Consider the following 18,226-nt stretch of genomic DNA (forward strand, 5'->3'; position numbering starts at 1 on the left):
TAGTCTCCTTATATCAAAAGAAGTTTGGAAGAACCAAACTTCAACTCGCTTATCCAATCTCAGCGATGACTTCAATTTCGACTTTTACATCGCGAGGAAGACGAGCTACTTCCACAGCTGAACGAGCTGGAAATTCCTTATTAAAGGCTGTTTGGTATACCTCATTGAAAGGTACAAAGTCGTTCATATCACTCAAGAAACAAGTTGTTTTAACAACATGGTCAAAATCTGTACCTGCTTCTGCTAAAATAGCTCCAATGTTTTTCAAAACTTGTTCAGTCTGTTCTTGAATCGTTTCTCCTACGATTTCTCCAGTTTCAGGAGATAAAGGAACTTGACCGCTAGCAAACAAAAGGTTCCCAACGATCTTTCCTTGAACGTAAGGCCCAATTGCCTTTGGAGCTTTATCTGTATGAATTGTTTTTGCCATATGTATTCCTCACAATTTTTCTAAAATAGCATCCCAAGCTTGATCCATTCCTGCTTTTGTTACGGATGAAAAGAGGACAAAATCATCACTTGGATCAAAGTTTAATTTCTTTTTAATGGCTGATTCGTGCTTGTTCCATTTACCTCGCGGAATCTTGTCTGCCTTGGTCGCCACAATGATGACAGGAATCTCATAATATTTAAGAAATTCGTACATCTGTACATCATCTGCTGACGGATCATGACGAAGGTCAACGAGACTAACCACTGCTCGAAGATTTTCTCGAGTGGTTAAGTACTCCTCAATCATGCGTCCCCATTTTTCGCGTTCCTTTTTGGACACACGGGCATAACCGTAACCAGGCACATCTACAAAACGCATCTTATCATCAATATTAAAGAAATTAAGTAGTTGTGTTTTCCCTGGCTTTCCAGAGGTACGAGCTAGATTTTTACGATTGAGCATGGTATTGATAAAGCTCGATTTACCAACATTTGAGCGTCCTGCAAGAGCAATTTCAGGGAGTTCATCCTGCGGATAGTGGGACTTATTGGCAGCACTCAATAAAATCTCAGCATTGTGTGTATTGATTTCCATAGTCACCTCTAGGCTGTCTCTAGGATTGGCTTAGCTGTTCCATCAACTGCTTCTTTTGTGATACGAACTGTTTTCACATTTTCTTGACTTGGAACTTCAAACATAACATCTAGCATGGTTTCTTCGATGATTGAGCGAAGACCACGAGCACCCGTTTTACGTTCAATAGCTTTGTTAGCAATCTCTTGGAGAGCCTCATCGTCAAATTCAAGCTCAACATCGTCATATGAAAGCAAGGTCTGGTATTGTTTAACCAAGGCATTTCTTGGCTCTTTCAAAATGCGAACCAAGTCATCCACTGTCAACTGCTCCAAGGCTGCAAAGACAGGCAAGCGTCCAATTAATTCAGGAATAATACCGAATTTCTGAATATCTTCTGCAATGATTTCTTGCATGTAAGAACTGTTTTCGTCAATAGCCTTGCTATTTTGTCCGAAACCGATAACTTTTTCACCAAGACGCTGTTTGACAATCTCTTCGATGCCATCGAAGGCTCCACCCACGATGAAGAGGATATTCTTGGTGTCTACTTGAATCATTTCTTGTTGTGGATGTTTGCGTCCACCTTGAGGAGGAACACTTGCTACTGTACCTTCGATAATCTTAAGGAGGGCTTGTTGCACACCTTCACCAGAAACATCACGTGTGATGGAAACATTTTCGCTCTTCTTAGCAATCTTATCAATCTCATCGACGTAGATAATCCCACGTTCTGCACGTTCAATGTTAAAGTCAGCTGTCTGCAAGAGTTTGAGGAGAATGTTTTCCACGTCCTCACCTACATAACCAGCCTCAGTAAGAGCCGTTGCATCAGCAATAGCAAAAGGTACATTCAAACTTCTAGCAAGAGTCTGAGCAAGGAAGGTCTTCCCTGATCCAGTTGGGCCAATCATTAGAATGTTTGACTTTTGCAAATCCACATCTTCAGTCTCTTCACGAGTGTCATGGAAATTGATGCGTTTGTAGTGGTTATATACAGCCACTGCCAGAGCCCGTTTGGCACGATCTTGACCGATCACATAGTGGTTCAAAATGTTTAGGAGTTCGATTGGTTTTGGTACCTCAGACAAGTCCGCCAAAACTTCCTCAGCCAACTCCTCACGAATAATTTCCTGGGCCAACTCCACACATTCATTACAGATAAAGGCATTGTTCCCAGCAATTATTTTTTTAACTTCTTCTTGGCTTTTGCCACAAAATGAGCAATAAACCATCATATCATTTTTCCTATTTGTAGGCATGATTCCCTTCCGTTCTAACTATTCTTTCTATCTAAAATAAGGTCATATAAAAAGCATGAATGCTATTCACCAAGTTTGTAAAAGCATTAAGCCAAAGCAGAGTAGCAAGTCCAAAGCGCTTTTTACGAAAAGCGTGTGTTCCAGCTACTAGACAGACAGCACACAAAAGAGCTGTAAAAAATCCAAAAATACTGCGCTCCATTAGACTTCCTTTCTCTTTCTATATTCGATGGTAAAATCATAGGCATTTTTTTCATCTTTGCTATAAGATTTACTTGTAATAGTTTCAAAAGCAGTCAAGTCAAAATCTTCTGGGAAATAGGTATCCCCTTCAACTTGAGCATGAATTTGTGTCACAATAAGCTCATCTAAGAAAGGTTCAAAAAGCTGAAAAATTTGCTTGCCACCAAGGATGTATAGATTTTTATCCTGATGATGATACCAGTCTAAAACATCCTCAACATTTTGGAAGACCAGAGCACCATCGATTGTTTCTTCGGGATTACGCGTCAAAATCAAGGTTTCACGTCCTGGAAGCAATCGTCGACCCATCCCATCAAAGGTTACACGACCCATTAAAATGGCATGATTCAAGGTTGTTTCTTTAAAATGTTTTAACTCTGCTGGCAAATGCCAAGGTAAACGATCCTCTTTCCCGATTACACCCTTTTCATCTTGAGCCCAAATGGCTACGATTTTCTTTGTCATGCTTTCATCCTTTTCATTGATAGTTCTATTTTATCAAAAATCTTCAAAAAAGACTGTTTTGGAATGCCCTCCTGAATAGAAAAAAACCGTAGAAAATTTCTACGGTTTTTTAGAAAAATACAGTATCTTACAAACCAGGTGTTTGTCCTAATTCTGCTGCAAGCATCCAGACTGTTTTTTCAAGGTCAGCTTTAGCACCAACGAAGATATCATTGGTTACATCATCACCTTCTTCATCTGTTACATCCAATGCTTTTTGGAAAAGAGTGATAAGGTAACGATAAATTTCAAGGACACGTTCCAAACTTTCTTCTACGTTACGGAACTCTCCAGCTCCTTCTTCGATTTCACTGTGTTGAAGGAATTCTGTCAAAGTAGAGTAAGGTTTGCCACCAAGAGTGATCAAGCGTTCGCTGATTTCATCAAGGTAACCATCAAGGCTATCCATGTATTCATCCATCTTAGGATGCCATACCATAAAACCACGTCCACGCATGTACCAGTGAACTTGATGAAGAGCGATATGCGCTACGTACAAGTCAGCCACGGCTTGATTCAAGACTTCCTTTGTTTTTACTAGCGCTTCAGGAGCTGTCTTAGATAATGTTGTTACATCTTTTAATGCATCTTTTTTCAATTCAACCATTTTTCTCACCTCATAATATTATTTTTGTAACCATATTTATTGATTACTACCTCAGTATACTACACCTAGTAGACAAAAGCAAGAAAATTAACCCATATTAAAAAAGTTGTAATTGACTGATAATTTAAGAAAATGAGTGGCTATTTATCCTAGCTATTTTCTCCGTTTTTATTCGAAAATTGGCTTTGATAAAGGTCATAATAGAAACCTTTTGCGTTTAAAAGACTTTCATGATTTCCTTGTTCGATAATCTGCCCATCTTTAAGGACCAATATCTTATCAGCTTCTTGTATCGTAGAAAGTCGATGTGCAATGACAAAGCTTGTTCTTCCCTTCATCAAACGCTTCATAGCTTTTTGAATCAAGAGTTCTAAACGGGTGTCAACTGATGATGTCGCTTCATCAAGGATTAGAATTTTTGGATCTGCCAAGAGGGCACGCGCAATGGTTAAAAGCTGTTTCTGACCAAGAGAAATATTACTTGATTCTTGGTTCATTTCCATGTTATAACCGCCAGGAAGAGTGCGGATAAAGTGGTCTACATTGGCAGCCTTAGCTGCTTCAACGATTTCGTCATCTGTTGCCTCAAGATTTCCAAAGCGAAGATTTTCCTTGATACTGCCTTCATAGAGCCAGGCATCCTGTAGGACCATACCAAACTGTCGACGATAGTCCTGACGAGACAAGTCACGAATATCTTGGCCATCCACTAAAATGGCACCAGCTGTCACATCGTAAAAACGCATGAGAAGGTTAATCAAGGTTGTTTTCCCTGCTCCAGTAGGTCCAACGATAGCTACCATCTCTCCAGGTTCAACATCTAAATTAAAATTGCGAATCAATGGTTTGTTTTCCACATATTGGAAATCGACATTTTTGAAACTAACTTGACCTGTCAATGGTGCTAGTTCTTTCAGTTCAGCGGTTTGGACTTCTTCCTGTTCATCTAGAACTTCAAAGACACGGTCAAGCGAAGACTTAGCACTTTGCATTTGTCCTGCTAATTGAGTAATATTTTGGATTGGTTGGCTGACTTGCCACACATACTGAACAAAAGCCTGCATATTACCAATGGTTAAGCGGCCTGCGATAACCTGCAATCCACCTAATACTGCAACAATTAAGTAAGTTAAATCAGACACGATATGAAGGGCAGGCATCATCAATCCTGAAATAAAGCTAGCCTTGAATCCGACTTGTTGCAATTCATCCGTAATCTTTTCAAATCTCTCTTGAGAGTTTTCTTCACGTCCGAAAAGTTTTAGAACATTGAAACCTGTCAAGCTTTCCTGTACAAATCCATTCATTTGTCCCAGAATGGCTGCTTGCTGTTTAAAGTATGGTTGCGAACGATTCAGAATCGTTTTAGCCCCAAAATAAGTTATCGGAATCGACAAGATAACAATGATAGCCAACTGAAGATTTAGATAGAGCACCATTCCCATAACAAAAAGAATGGTAAAGACTGCATTGACAATCTGTAAGAAGGATTGTTGAAGGGCATTTGAAACAGTCTCTACATCACTGGTAAAACGGCCTAACAAATCTCCAAACTGGTGCTTGTCAAAGTAAGACACAGGGATGCGGTTGATTTTTTCACTCATTTCATTTCGCAAATCCTGTACCATAGACTGCACAGCATTGGTCATAAAGTAGTTTGAGTAGTAAGAACCCAACTCATAGAGAAGACCACGCAAGAGATAGAACACTAGAATTGCTGCGATATAGCTGGTATTGATACCCGCTCCTGCAACACCATTTGCCATAGCAAGGAGATTGCTAGTTAATTCTGTGATGGCAAGCCCCAATATGAAAGGCTCGATAACACTCATAATGACGCTGACTATTTTCAAGAAGACTGCAAAGAAAACAGAGAAACGGTAGGCTTTTAAATAGCTCCATAGACGAGCTAGACTAGATTGTTGTTTCATCCTTTACCTCCTATTCTTCTGTCAGAGACGCATTTTTCAACTGCGACTCAGCAATTTCTCGATAGATGTCATTAGTTTCCATCAATTCTTCATGACGTCCACGACCAACGATTTCGCCCTTATCAAGGACGATAATCTGGTCCGCATCCATAATGGTTCCAACACGTTGCGCAACAATCAATACCGTAGCATCTTGAGTCACTTCCTTGAGACGACGACGCAAGATAGCATCTGTACGGTAGTCCAAGGCTGAGAAGGAATCATCAAAGATATAGATATCTGGCCCCTTGATGACTGCGCGGGCAATCGACAAGCGTTGCTTTTGACCACCTGATAGATTGCTTCCCCCTTCAGCCAGATGAGTTGCAAAACCTTCTTCTCGACTCTCGATAAAGTCCTTGGCTTGGGCTACATCAGCTGCTTGGTGCAAGTCCTCATGACTGGCGTCCTCTTTTCCGTAACGGAGATTATCTGCGATAGTCCCTGTAAAGAGCAAGGCTTTTTGTGGAATAAATCCAATCTTTTGGCGGAGTGATTTGAGTCGGTAATCTCGGACATCAACACCATCGACCTTAATTTTCCCTAGCGTAACATCGTAGAAACGAGGAATCAATTGAACTAGAGTAGACTTACCTGACCCAGTCGAACCGATAAAAGCAATGGTTTCTCCCGGTTTAGCAGTAAAGGAAATATTATGCAAAACAGGGCTTTCTGTTTCCCCAGGATAGGCAAAGGTTACATTATCAAATTCTAGATAACCATGGGTTTCTGTTTCTTGAATTCCGTCCTCATTTGGATCAATGGAAATCGGCATATCCATGATTTCCTTCAAGCGTTCACTGGATACGGCCGTTCTAGGATACATGGTAAAGAGGTTTGACAAGAAAAGGAAGGACAAGAGAGCGTGGAAACTATACTCGATAAAGGCCACCAAATCCCCAATCTGCAAACTTCCATGCTTCAGTGGATCAAGGGCAAACCAAACGATAGCTACAATCATGGCAATAATGATTTGCACAAAAAGTGGTTCCGTCAAACCAGTTAATTTGAACAAGCGATTCGAATTATCCGCATAGATTGCATTTTTCTCTTCGAAACGTTTTTCTTGGAAATCTTCACGAGCAAAGGCACGAATCACTCGTAGACCCATCAAATTTTCACGAACATACTGGTTAATCTTGTCCAGTGTTTTCTGTTGCTTTTCAGATAAAGGACGCGTTTTGACTGCCACATAAAAAACTACAACAGCTAGAAAAGGAACGGAAAAAGCGACAATCCAAGCTAATGAAGGGCTAGTCAAGAAAATCATGAGAATGCTCGACAGCATCATCATGGGAGTGATAACACCCAACTTAAGCGTCTGCTCTGCAAACTGCATAAGGACAAAGGCATCACTGGTAATACGAGTCACCAATGAAGAAACACCAATTTGTTCATATTCGTGATGAGAATACTCTTGCAGCTTAGCATAGACATCATTCCGCATGTCCTTAACCATATTTGTGGTCAGTTTACTAGCAGCATAGGATAGAACAACCCGCCCAAATGTCCCCAAGACGATAATAACCAACATGACGATAGCCCAAAAATAGAGCTTTTCTTCATTACCTTGATTAATCCCCTGGTCAATCATGCGCGCAAGAACAGTCGGTAGCCCAAGATTGACAATCACAAAGAAAATAGCTCCGAAGAAGTCTAACACTAACCACTTGGGATAACGTTTGAGATAAGACCAAATATAAAGCATAATTCTCCTTTCTTTTTCATTCAAAATGCAGAAAAGAGCGTGCTTTCGCACGCCTTTTTACTAAAAAGAAGACAGGCAGTCTTAACCTCGTGGGAGGGAACTGTCTGTCTCAGATATTTGAAGCTTATTTTACAAAGTCAAGTAATGCTAAGAAGCTTTCTGGATCAAGTGATGCACCACCAACAAGAGCTCCGTCAACGTCTGGACAAGCCATGTATTCTGCAACGTTTTCAGGTTTAACTGAACCACCGTATTGAACACGTACTTTATCAGCTACTTCTTGACCAAAGTCAGCTGCTACAACGTCACGAACAACTTTACACATTTTTTGTGCGTCGTCTTGTGAAGCTGATTTACCAGTACCGATAGCCCAGATTGGCTCATAAGCGATAACTGATGAAGCTACTTGTTCTGCAGTCAATTCTGCAAGAGCAGCTGAAACTTGAGCACCTACGAATTCAGCAGCTTTTCCTGCTTCGTAAGTTTCAAGTGACTCACCACAACAGATGATTGGAAGCATACCGTTAGCAAAGATTGCTTTTGCTTTTTTGTTGATGTCTTCATCTGTTTCGTGGAAGTAGTCACGACGCTCTGAGTGACCGATCACAACATAGTCAGTACCGATTTCTTTCAAAACTTGTGGGCTAGTTTCACCTGTGAAAGCACCTGCATTTTCAAAGTAGCAGTTTTGAGCAGCAACTTTAAGGTTTGAACCTTTAGCAGCAGCAAGAACAGTTGTCAAGTCAAGAGCAGGTACAGCAATCCCAGCTTCAACAAGGTCTGATGAAGGAAGTTTTGATGCTACAGCTTCAACGAATGCTTTTGCTTCTTCTGGGTTTTTGTTCATTTTCCAGTTACCAGCGATAAATGGTTTACGTGACATTTCACATACCTCTTTTTTCATTTTATTTTCTACTTATTTTATCATAAATAGAGGGAGCTTGCAAATCTTACTCTGTAACTAGAAGTCTTCTTTTCAAATACTTTCCAGTCGTCATTTCTATTTAGAGTCTAGCTTTTTCCTGGTCAATTTAACCACTGCTTCCGTCCGCGCAGTGTGTGGAAACATATCAACCGACTGGATATAATGCAGGTCATAGACTTCAACCAAGCGGACTAAATCACGCGCCAGGGTAGATACATTGCAGGAAATGTAGACCATCTTTTCAGGAGCGTATTTAACGATGGTATCTAAGAGTTTGTCATCTAAACCGGTACGAGGCGGGTCCACAATCAAGGCATCGGCACGATAGCCTTCCTTGTACCAACGAGGGATGATTTCTTCTGCAGTTCCAGCCTCATAGTGAGTATTGGTATAACCCATGCGCTTGGCATTTTCTTTGGCATCCTCAATAGCTTCTGGAATAATATCCATCCCCCTCAGACTTTTAACTTTTTTGGCAAAGGCAAAGCCAATAGTACCAACACCACAATAGGCATCAATCAGATGGTCATTCTCATTTACGTCCAAGGCCTTAACGGCTTCACTATAGAGGATTTCAGTCTGTTCAGGATTGAGTTGGTAAAAAGCTCGTGGTGAGAGAGAAAACTCATAGTCTAATACACCCTCACGAATACTATCCTGTCCCCAAATAATCTCTGTCTTGTCCCCATAAATCTCACTAGTTTTAGCGGTATTGGTATTGACTGCGACAGTCACTACTTCAGGATAATCCTTGACTAAATCTTTCACAAATTGAGTCAGATTTAATTGACGATTGGTCACAATGATAATCTGAACTTGCCCAGTTTTCCGTGCTCGACGAACCATGATGGTTCGAACTCCAAGGATTTTCCGTTCATCTGTAATCGGAATTTGATGATAGGTCAAGAGTTCAGCAATGCGATTAGCAATAGCTTGCGTTTCCTTGTCTTGGACTAGGCAGTCTTTTAACTCGACCAAATAATGGGAATTTTGAGCATATAATCCTGCCTTGACTTGACCCTTAAACTTTCGAGTTTGGAATTGTAGTTTAGCTCGATAATACTTGGGTTCCTGCATACCAATTGTTGGTCTAATCTCAAAGTTTTCATAGCCTGCAGGTGCAAATTTTTTCAGAGCTTGATGGAGAAGATCCGTCTTGAACTCCAGCTGCTTGTCATAGTGCAGGTGCATGATTTGACAGCCACCACACTCATTATAAATGGTGCAGTCTGGTACCACTCTAAACTTAGATTTTTTATTAACCTCAAGTAGTTTAGCCTCAACGTAGTTACGCTTAACGGAAGTCACCTGACAATAGATATCTTCTCCCTTGAGGGCTCCAGGTACAAAAACAAGGGTTTTCTGGAAAAATCCGATACCTTCCCCGTTAATCCCCATACGCTTGATTTTTAATGGAATTTTTTGTTTGACTTTAAGACTCATAAGTCTATTATACCACGTAGTTTCTCAATGTTTAAGAATATGTTACAATAAAACCATGAATACAAAGATATCTCATTTTTCCTCATTGGATTTTCCTGAGCAATTACGAACTTATATAGAGGGAGCAACTCTTTCTGACAGCTCTTCTCATTCAGGCGCAAGGGTTCTCTATCTTGATTCAGGTTACTATTTGAAAATTGATCAAAAGGGGAGATTAGAGCGAGAAGCTAGAATTGCAAGCTTGTTTGAACAAGAGGGAATAGGAACTCCAGTCATCCACTATCTATCTACAGATAAAGACTACCTTCTGACGAAAGAGGCTATTGGCCATGATGCTCTCGCTTTTTTAGATCAGCCAGAAAAAATTTGCCGAACCATGGCAGAGGCTCTTAAAAAACTTCACAGCTTTTATCCGCAAAATTTTCCATCAGAAAATCATTTACAGGCCTATAAAGACAGAACCTTTAAAAACTATGAAAAAGGTGAGTTCTATGCTAAGGCGCTCCTACCCCAATTCCGGATTAGCAGCCGCGAAGAGGCCTTCCAGCTCATTCGAGAACAAGGGCACCTTTTAAAGACAGATGCCTTTATTCACGGGGATGCCTGTCTACCGAACTTTATTCTAAAAGATGCTGACCACTTCTCTTGCTTTATTGACCTTGGCTTAGCTGATTTCAGTGACCGACATATCGATCTCTTTTGGGCAATTTGGTCCCTCAACTATAACCTACATGACCCTAAATACGCTGAACTATTTCTTGACTATTATGGGAGAGAACAGGTCGATGTACATAAACTTCGACTCGTTGCTGCCTTTGAAGCGTTTGGATAAAAGGAAAACCATGAAAATCACAAAACTAGAAAAGAAAAAACGTCTCTATCTGCTAGAACTTGATAGCGACCAAACTTGCTACATTACCGAGGATACCATTGTTCGCTTTATGTTGACCAAGGATAAGGAAATTAGTCCTCAAGAGTTTGCAGAAATTCAGACCTTTGCACAATTTTCCTACGGAAAAAACTTGGCACTCTATCACTTATCCTTTAAAGCTCGCACTGAAAAAGAGGTCAGAGGCTATTTAGTTAAACATGAGATTGATGAGAAAATCATACCACAAGTCATCCAAGCCCTCAAGGATGACAACTGGATCAATGACCGTCAGTATGCCTATGCAATCATCAATTCCAATCAGCTATCTGGTGACAAGGGAAGCTACATGCTGATACAAAAGATTTCTCAAAAAGGAGTTGCTAAGACCCTTATCCAAGACGTCTTACAAGAATTTGATCTGACGGAAGTCGCGGAGCGTACAGCCGAAAAACTACTGAAAAAATATCAGGGTAAATTGCCTGCTCGCGCTCTACAAGATAAGATAATCCAAAATCTTACCAACAAAGGGTTTTCCTACTCGGAAGCTAAAACAGCCTTTGACCAACTGGATAGCCAGGTAGAAGAGGAAACTGTTCAGGAACTAATCTTTAAAGAGTTGGAAAAGCAATATCGAAAATATTCGCGTAAGTATGAAGGATACGAACTCAAGCAGCGTTTGACCCAAGTTTTAGCACGAAAAGGCTACGATTTTTCGGATATAGCCAGCGCTCTCAGAGAATATCTTTAATTTTTTCATGAAAAACTAAGAACTTTAAACAAAAATGTGATACAATAGTAAACGATAAACTTATAAATTGTAGAAAGTTGGTTAGTTATGAAACTTCCAAAAGAAGGCGACTTTATTACAATTCAAAGTTATAAGCATGATGGGAGTCTTCACCGTACTTGGCGAGACACCATGGTACTAAAAACAACAGAGAACGCTATTATCGGCGTCAACGACCACACACTTGTTACCGAAAGTGACGGTCGTCGTTGGGTAACTCGAGAACCGGCTATTGTTTACTTTCACAAAAAATATTGGTTTAATATCATTGCCATGATTCGTGATAATGGGATTTCCTACTATTGCAATATGGCTAGCCCTTATTATCTAGACGAAGAAGCTTTAAAATACATCGACTATGATTTAGATGTTAAAGTTTTTACAGATGGCGAAAAACGCCTCTTGGACGTTGAAGAGTATGAGCGCCACAAGCGCAAGATGAATTATCCTGATGATTTAGACTATATTTTGAAAGAGCATGTTAAAATTCTTGTTGATTGGATCAACAATGAACGAGGCCCCTTCTCAGAAGCCTATGTCAACATTTGGTACAAACGCTACGTAGAACTAAAGAATCGGTAAAGTTGTCAAACTAGGGTGTCTGCCCTAGTTTTTTTAAAATCAAAAAACCTGCCTTAAGGCAGGTTTTCCTTTAAATGTCTAATTTTGTAACAGTGAACTTGATATGGGAGTAATCTTTCTCGATATCCTTATCTACCATAAAGGCTGTTGCATCCTTCTTGACCTGTACCAAGTCAATATTCTGTGCTTGAGCGGCATAGACACAGCCACAGTAACATTGACGATAGATATCGTACTCTTCACACATCTCTACAGAACGTTTGTAACCCTGATTTTTCTTAAAATCACTCGGAAGATAATGAGTGGTGTAAATTTTCTGCACATCGATCCCGATACTATTGATGGTTTGTGAATTTTTATGGGGACTGATAGTTAGGGCCGAACCAAAGTAATCAAATCCTAAGTCCATAGCCACCTGCGCTGTCTTATCCAAACGATAGTCAAAACAAACCTTGCAACGATCACCACCTTCAGGTTCTTCTTCCAAACCTCGAACCAGTTTACGGTACTCATTGGGTTCATAAGGTGCTTCTAGATATTGGACATTGTTGCCAGTTCGCTCATTAAAATCACTGACAAACTTTTGGGTCACATAAGCACGCTTATGATACTCAGCCTTGGGATGGATATTGGAATTAGCAAAATAAATGGTCACATCGGCATACTTAGTCAAGTACTCTAAAGTGTAGGTACTGCAGGGAGCACAACAGACGTGCATGAGAATAGTTGGTCTTTCTTCATTTTTTTCCCAAACTTGGACCATCTTTTGCATGACACGGTCATAGTTGATCTTTTGATTGGGATTCATCTTGCTTAGAATTTCTTCTACATCAATCATGCTCTTCTCCTTTTCTTCTTGTTATTGTACCACAGGATACTACTTTGAGCAAATAGGGTTTCGTGCTTTATTCAGTTTTCAAGTCCTGATTTAATAGCTTACCCATCTTTTTTAGGCTGATTATTAATATAGGATAAATTAAAAGTAAGATAAGGCCTAGAACTAAAAAGACAGCAACAAGACCCCAACGATCAATCAACCAACCTATCAATGGGAAAATGACAATCATGGAAAGACTAAAGAGCATGGAATTGATACTAAGCATAGTTGCTCTTACACTGGAAGGTAAATAACCTTGTAAGTCATTGAAATAGATAGGCTGATAAACTGCATAAAGTGTATTGGTTAAAAGATATACAAGAAGAAAAGCAAAGGGTGTTCCAGAAAACACCAATAGTAGGGACAAGCCCGTTAGTGCAACAAGAGTCGGAAAAACTAGATTGCTATTCCATTTTTTACCAATTTGACTAGCTACATAAACTGCTATAAGATTTAAGCCACTACCAATCAGCATGACCAGCGATACCTGCCATCCTACTAAGTCACTTATTTTCTGCTGATAGTAAAAGTAAAACATGCACATGAGAGTCCCGACTAGCTGATAAGTCATCATCCAGTAAAAGAGTACTGGTTTTTCCTGCCATTCTTTTCGAACTTGCAGGACAATCGTTTTAAAGGTTAAGACTTCATTTCTTCCTCTCTTAGCCATTGGTTCTTTCATAAAATAAATCAAGATTATAGAAAGAAAAGATAATCCAATAGCAATTAGATAGGTCCAAGCCAATGCTCCGTGAATAAAGAAGCCTGCGACAACTGTACCTAGAGTTCGGGTGACTTCTGCCACACCAGACAAAAAGCTAGAAATCTGAAGATATCGGTCCTTTTGACCCGCTTCTACCGCAGAATCATATAAGAAAGCGGTGCTGGTTCCCGAGTCAAAATTATAGGACCAAGCACTGACCATCATGGCAAGAGCATAGATCCAAAAATTCCCCTGACCAAACAAAATCAAGATAGAGGATACAATACTGGCCAAGCGAGCCAAATAGAGATTGGTCTTGTAGCTAAATCGATCGGCCAACATACCAGATGGGATTTCACATAAGAGACTTGTCCCATGAAAGATACTCTCTAATAGACCGATTTGAAGCAAGGAAAGACCATTCTGAATGAAAAATAAAATCCAAAAACTGGTGATTCCAAAATAAGATGTAAATTCCAGACCTGCTAGGAGTGGAATATTGCGTTTGTAAGTTCTTTTAAACATTGTTTTCTCTCTTTCAATAAGTAATATGATTGTTTCTAAAAGACTTACTTAGATTTGCCTACATTTTCTCCACCTCTTTCATTTAAAGTAATACTCAATGAAAATCAAAGAGCAAACTAGGAAGCTAGCCGCAGGCTGTACTTGAGTACGGCAAGGTGAAGCTGACGTAGTTTGAATTTGATTTTCGAAGAGTATAAAAACGCCAACTGGCGTTTTTATAGTTATTAAGGTTTGATACGGTGCAACATACGTGGGAATGGAATGGCTTCACGGATGTGTTTTGTTCCAGCTGCGAAGGTTACCATACGCTCGATACCGATACCAAATCCACCGTGTGGTACTGTACCATATTTACGAAGGTCAAGGTAGAATTCGTACTCTGTAAGATCCATTCCAAGTGATTCCATCTTAGCGACAAGCGCATCGTAGTCTTCCTCACGCATGGAACCACCAATAATTTCTCCGTAACCTTCTGGCGCAAGCAAGTCTGCACAAAGTACGCGATCTGGGTTCCCAGGAACTGGTTTCATGTAGAAAGCTTTGATGTCTGATGGATAGTTGATCACAAAGGTTGGTACACCAAAGTGGTTTGAAATCCACGTTTCGTGTGGTGAACCAAAGTCATCTCCATGCTCAAGATGTTCATAGTCTGCATCTTCGTCGTTTTCATGCTCTTGCAAGAGGTCAATGGCTTCATCGTAAGTAATGCGTTTAAATGGCTCAGCAATGTAGCGTTTCAAGAGCTCTGTATCACGTTCCAATGTTTCCAAAGCTTGAGGAGCACGGTCAAGAACACCTTGAAGCAATGCTTTTACATAAGCTTCTTGCAAGTCAAGTGACTCATCGTGTGTCAAGTATGAGTACTCAGCATCCATCATCCAGAACTCTGTCAAGTGACGGCGAGTCTTAGATTTCTCTGCACGGAATACTGGACCAAAGTCAAAGACGCGACCTAGAGCCATAGCACCTGCTTCAAGATAAAGCTGACCAGATTGACTCAAGTAAGCTGGTGTTCCAAAGTAGTCTGTTTCAAAAAGTTCTGTAGAATCTTCTGCAGCATTTCCTGAAAGGATTGGGCTATCGAATTTCATAAAGCCATTCTTATCAAAGAACTCATAAGTTGCATAGATAATAGCGTTACGGATTTGCATCACTGCTACTTGTTTGCGTGAACGCAACCACAAGTGGCGGTTATCCATCAAGAAGTCTGTTCCGTGTTCTTTTGGAGTAATTGGGTAGTCTTGAGATTCACCGATGACTTCGATGTCTGTAATATCCAACTCATAACCAAATTTTGAGCGCTCGTCTTCTTTAACAATCCCTGTTACAAAGACTGAAGTTTCTTGGCTCAAGTGTTTGATAGTTTCAAATTTTTCGAGACCTACTTCTTCACCGAATTTTTCGATAAAGTTTGGTTTGAAAGCCACACCTTGGAAGAAGGCTGTTCCGTCACGCAATTGCAAGAAGGCAATTTTCCCTTTTCCTGATTTGTTAGCAACCCAAGCACCAATAGTGACTTCTTGACCAACGTAGTCTTTTACTTCGATAATTGTTACACGTTTTGTCATGTTTTATCTTCCTTTTTTGTTTAACTTGTCTAGAGACATTATTACCCACTATTGTACCACAAATAATGCCTGATAGCTAGCTAGTTTGATAGAAATTCATAAGTTTTAACAACAAAAACCTCCGCCAATGAGGCAGAGGTTTTACTTCCTAATTTTCCATAAATTGGTGCAAGCGACGAATAGCTTCTTTGAGTGTATCTAGGTCTGTCGCATAGCTGAGACGGACATTCTCTGGTGCTCCAAATCCTGCTCCCGTAATCAAGGCCAGACCCACTTCCTCAAGAATAGCCGTTGTAAATGCTGTTACATCTGTATAGCCTTTCATCTCCATAGCTTTTTTAACATTTGGGAAGAGGTAGAAAGCTCCTTGCGGTTTGACTACTTCAAAGCCAGGGACTTGGCACAAGAGAGGATAAATGGTATTGAGACGTTCCTCGAAAGCCTGACGCATGGTTTCTACGGAGTCTTGTGAACCAGTTAAGGCCTCGATTGTTGCGTATTGTGAAACAGCGGTTAGGTTTGAAGTTGTTTGACCAGTCAATTTGCTCATAGCAGCAATAATTTCTGGATCACCTACTGCATAACCAACACGCCATCCTGTCATAGCGTAGGCCTTAGACACTCCATTGATGACAATAGTTTGTTTGCGAATATCTTCTGACAGACTAGAGATTGGAACGAACTCATTCCCGTTATAGACCAAACGTCCATAAATATCATCGGCCAGGATAAGAATATCATGCTTAACTGCCCAATTTCCAATGGCTAACAATTCCTCACGAGAATAGATCATCCCAGTCGGATTAGATGGTGAGTTTAGTACCAAGACTTTAGTCTTATCTGTTCGAGCTGCTTCTAATTGCTCCACAGTCACTTTAAAGTGATTGTCTTCCTTGGCTTGGACAAAGACTGGAAGGCCTTCGGCCATCTTAACCTGATCCCCATAGCTGACCCAGTATGGTGTTGGAATGATAACCTCATCACCTGGATTAATCACAGCCATAAAGAAAGTATAAAGGGAGAACTTGGCACCAGTCGCAAAAGTCACCTCGTTAGCTGCCACAGAATAACCATAATAACGTTCAAAATAGGTATTGACGGCTGCTTTTAACTCAGGCAAACCTGATGCTACCGTATAGAAAGACGCGCGACCATCTCGAATGGCTGCAACCGCAGCATCCTGAATATTTTCAGGAGTATGAAAATCGGGCTGACCTAAAGTCAAGAAAAGAACGTCTTTTCCTTCAGCCTTTAACTTCTTTGCTCTTGCATCACTAGCCAGAGTAACGCTTTCTTCCATCTCTAAGACACGTTTGGATAATTTCATTGTTTCTCCTTTTCGACTAAGGCGCCAGATTCAAAATCTACCAGATAATAGTCTCCTCCGGACTTGATTTCCCAGACAGGCTTTTCAGCGTATCGTCCGAAAGTAATCTTGTCGATTTCAGTTGCTCCTTTTTCTCTGACAACTGCTTCTGCTTTTTCTTGAGAAGTACCATTTTCTAGTTGATATACGTAAATATTGTTGCTACTTTTCTCTATTAAGACAGCAACTGGTTTCTGGTTCTTATCTTGGCCAAGAACACTATAATAGCTTTCTAAACCATTGAAGATATCAACCTGGCTAACCGTTTCTAAATTTGCATACTGCTTAGCGATTCTTTCACCTTCTACCTTTGCAGTTCGATATGGCTTCATGCTGAGCCATACCAAGTAGAGAAAGGAAGAAGTGATGACTAGAGTTAACAAAATTATACCAATAATGTACTGAAATAATAGGGAATTTTTTTCTTTTTTCTGTCTCTTTTTCACTCGTCTATTTTACCATCTATCCTAGGGAATTACAAGTGAAGTTAGGGGAGGAATCTGGATTTTCAATACGTTTTTAGGATATCATTACATAACTTCAAGCCGTGTTTTTATAGACTTTTCTACGGTCCTCATTTTTAATTAAAAACTTAGATTCTATTGATTTTATTTTCTGAGCATATCCCTTGCAAATGATTTTATCGTGTTGTAACATATATTATAACAACAGAGTGATTCTGATTAAAAGATTGAAATTTAAAGGAGACTCCCTATGTCTAAAAAAGTATTGTTTATCGTTGGTTCACTTCGTGAAGGTTCATTCAACCACCAAATGGCACTAGAAGCTGAAAAGGGACTTGCTGGCAAAGCTGAGGTAAGTTACCTTGACTACTCAGCCATTCCTCTCTTTATCCAAGACCTTGAAGTTCCTACACTTCCAGCTGTTGCAGCGGCTCGCGAAGCTGTTCAAGCTGCTGATGCTATCTGGATCTTCTCTCCAGTCTACAACTTCTCAATTCCAGGGACTGTGAAAAACTTACTTGACTGGCTTTCACGCGCCATTGACTTATCTGACACTCGTGGAGCATCTGCTCTTCAAGATAAGATTGTTACAGTATCATCTGTAGCTAACGCTGGACACGATCAACTCTTTGCGATTTACAAAGACCTCTTGCCATTTATCCGTGCACAGGTTGTTGGTGATTTTACCGCAGCTCGTGTTAATGATTCTGCATGGGCAGATGGTCAATTAATCCTTGAAGATAGTATCGCTGCTTCTCTAGAAAAACAAGCTGAAGATTTACTTCAAGCTATTCAATAATAAAAAAGATAGTAGA

19 protein-coding genes are annotated in these 18,226 nt (G+C 40.2%); 4 read left to right on the top strand and 15 right to left on the bottom strand.

Features of this window, described 5'->3' with window-relative positions; translation table 11 throughout:
- Nucleotides 1-49: 49 nt before the first annotated feature.
- From LG369_RS06180 to rlmD, 10 genes are all read right to left on the bottom strand, one after another.
- Nucleotides 50-430 carry a RidA family protein gene (locus tag LG369_RS06180; protein ID WP_001140424.1) on the bottom strand — a complete coding sequence of 127 codons (381 nt, stop codon included), beginning with the start codon at nucleotides 428-430 and terminating at the stop codon, nucleotides 50-52.
- 9 nt (nucleotides 431-439) lie between these two features.
- Nucleotides 440-1,027 (bottom strand): ribosome biogenesis GTP-binding protein YihA/YsxC, encoded by a 588-nt coding sequence (gene yihA / locus LG369_RS06185; protein ID WP_049504729.1) that lies wholly within the window; start codon nucleotides 1,025-1,027, stop codon nucleotides 440-442.
- Between the two features lie 8 nt (nucleotides 1,028-1,035).
- Nucleotides 1,036-2,268, bottom strand: coding sequence for an ATP-dependent Clp protease ATP-binding subunit ClpX (clpX, locus tag LG369_RS06190; protein WP_225750619.1), 1,233 nt, complete (start codon nucleotides 2,266-2,268; stop codon nucleotides 1,036-1,038).
- Nucleotides 2,269-2,299: 31 nt separating this feature from the next.
- A complete protein-coding gene (locus tag LG369_RS06195) occupies nucleotides 2,300-2,470 on the bottom strand; it encodes a hypothetical protein (protein WP_000442255.1) in 171 nt (56 codons plus the stop codon).
- Nucleotides 2,470-2,976, bottom strand: a complete 507-nt coding sequence (locus tag LG369_RS06200; protein WP_049527536.1) for a dihydrofolate reductase — start codon at nucleotides 2,974-2,976, stop codon at nucleotides 2,470-2,472. The genes LG369_RS06195 and LG369_RS06200 overlap by 1 nt, the downstream gene beginning before the upstream one ends.
- Nucleotides 2,977-3,103: 127 nt before the next feature.
- Nucleotides 3,104-3,622 (bottom strand): Dps family protein, encoded by a 519-nt coding sequence (locus LG369_RS06205; RefSeq protein ID WP_225750620.1) that lies wholly within the window; start codon nucleotides 3,620-3,622, stop codon nucleotides 3,104-3,106.
- A gap of 149 nt (nucleotides 3,623-3,771) precedes the next feature.
- The gene (locus LG369_RS06210; protein WP_225750621.1) at nucleotides 3,772-5,553 is read right to left on the bottom strand and encodes an ABC transporter ATP-binding protein; all 1,782 of its coding nucleotides are present in this window, start codon (nucleotides 5,551-5,553) and stop codon (nucleotides 3,772-3,774) included.
- Between the two features lie 10 nt (nucleotides 5,554-5,563).
- A complete protein-coding gene (locus LG369_RS06215) occupies nucleotides 5,564-7,300 on the bottom strand; it encodes an ABC transporter ATP-binding protein (RefSeq protein WP_225750622.1) in 1,737 nt (578 codons plus the stop codon).
- A gap of 124 nt (nucleotides 7,301-7,424) precedes the next feature.
- Nucleotides 7,425-8,183 carry a triose-phosphate isomerase gene (gene tpiA / locus LG369_RS06220; protein ID WP_225750623.1) on the bottom strand — a complete coding sequence of 253 codons (759 nt, stop codon included), beginning with the start codon at nucleotides 8,181-8,183 and terminating at the stop codon, nucleotides 7,425-7,427.
- Nucleotides 8,184-8,300: 117 nt separating this feature from the next.
- Entirely contained in the window at nucleotides 8,301-9,668 is a 1,368-nt protein-coding gene (gene rlmD, locus LG369_RS06225; protein ID WP_225750624.1) for a 23S rRNA (uracil(1939)-C(5))-methyltransferase RlmD, read from the bottom strand.
- A gap of 55 nt (nucleotides 9,669-9,723) precedes the next feature.
- Between rlmD and LG369_RS06230 the strand changes: the two genes are divergently transcribed.
- From LG369_RS06230 to LG369_RS06240, 3 genes are all read left to right on the top strand, one after another.
- The gene (locus LG369_RS06230) at nucleotides 9,724-10,500 is read left to right on the top strand and encodes an aminoglycoside 3'-phosphotransferase (protein ID WP_225750625.1); all 777 of its coding nucleotides are present in this window, start codon (nucleotides 9,724-9,726) and stop codon (nucleotides 10,498-10,500) included.
- Between the two features lie 10 nt (nucleotides 10,501-10,510).
- Nucleotides 10,511-11,287, top strand: a complete 777-nt coding sequence (recX, locus tag LG369_RS06235) for a recombination regulator RecX (protein WP_225750626.1) — start codon at nucleotides 10,511-10,513, stop codon at nucleotides 11,285-11,287.
- An 87-nt stretch (nucleotides 11,288-11,374) separates the two neighbouring features.
- Nucleotides 11,375-11,908, top strand: a complete 534-nt coding sequence (locus tag LG369_RS06240) for a DUF402 domain-containing protein (RefSeq protein ID WP_004252157.1) — start codon at nucleotides 11,375-11,377, stop codon at nucleotides 11,906-11,908.
- Nucleotides 11,909-11,978: 70 nt separating this feature from the next.
- Here the strand turns inward: LG369_RS06240 and LG369_RS06245 are convergent, their stop codons facing one another.
- The 5 genes from LG369_RS06245 to LG369_RS06265 all read right to left on the bottom strand — a co-directional run bounded on the left by LG369_RS06245 (nucleotide 11,979) and on the right by LG369_RS06265 (nucleotide 17,393).
- Entirely contained in the window at nucleotides 11,979-12,746 is a 768-nt protein-coding gene (locus LG369_RS06245) for an epoxyqueuosine reductase QueH (protein WP_004252154.1), read from the bottom strand.
- 67 nt (nucleotides 12,747-12,813) lie between these two features.
- Nucleotides 12,814-14,013 (bottom strand): MFS transporter, encoded by a 1,200-nt coding sequence (locus tag LG369_RS06250; protein WP_225750627.1) that lies wholly within the window; start codon nucleotides 14,011-14,013, stop codon nucleotides 12,814-12,816.
- A gap of 224 nt (nucleotides 14,014-14,237) precedes the next feature.
- Entirely contained in the window at nucleotides 14,238-15,581 is a 1,344-nt protein-coding gene (asnS, locus tag LG369_RS06255) for an asparagine--tRNA ligase (protein WP_225750628.1), read from the bottom strand.
- Nucleotides 15,582-15,729: 148 nt separating this feature from the next.
- A complete protein-coding gene (locus tag LG369_RS06260) occupies nucleotides 15,730-16,908 on the bottom strand; it encodes a pyridoxal phosphate-dependent aminotransferase (RefSeq protein ID WP_225750629.1) in 1,179 nt (392 codons plus the stop codon).
- Nucleotides 16,905-17,393, bottom strand: a complete 489-nt coding sequence (locus LG369_RS06265; protein WP_225750630.1) for a DUF5590 domain-containing protein — start codon at nucleotides 17,391-17,393, stop codon at nucleotides 16,905-16,907. The genes LG369_RS06260 and LG369_RS06265 overlap by 4 nt, the downstream gene beginning before the upstream one ends.
- Before the next feature lie 268 nt (nucleotides 17,394-17,661).
- Between LG369_RS06265 and LG369_RS06270 the strand changes: the two genes are divergently transcribed.
- Nucleotides 17,662-18,210: an NADPH-dependent FMN reductase gene (locus LG369_RS06270; protein WP_225750631.1), complete on the top strand. Its 549-nt coding sequence runs from the start codon at nucleotides 17,662-17,664 to the stop codon at nucleotides 18,208-18,210.
- The last annotated feature ends 16 nt before the right edge of the window (nucleotides 18,211-18,226 follow it).

Origin of the sequence: Streptococcus sp. Marseille-Q4154 (assembly GCF_916700545.1) — a bacterium.
GTDB classification, from domain to species: Bacteria; Bacillota; Bacilli; order Lactobacillales; family Streptococcaceae; genus Streptococcus; species Streptococcus infantis_I.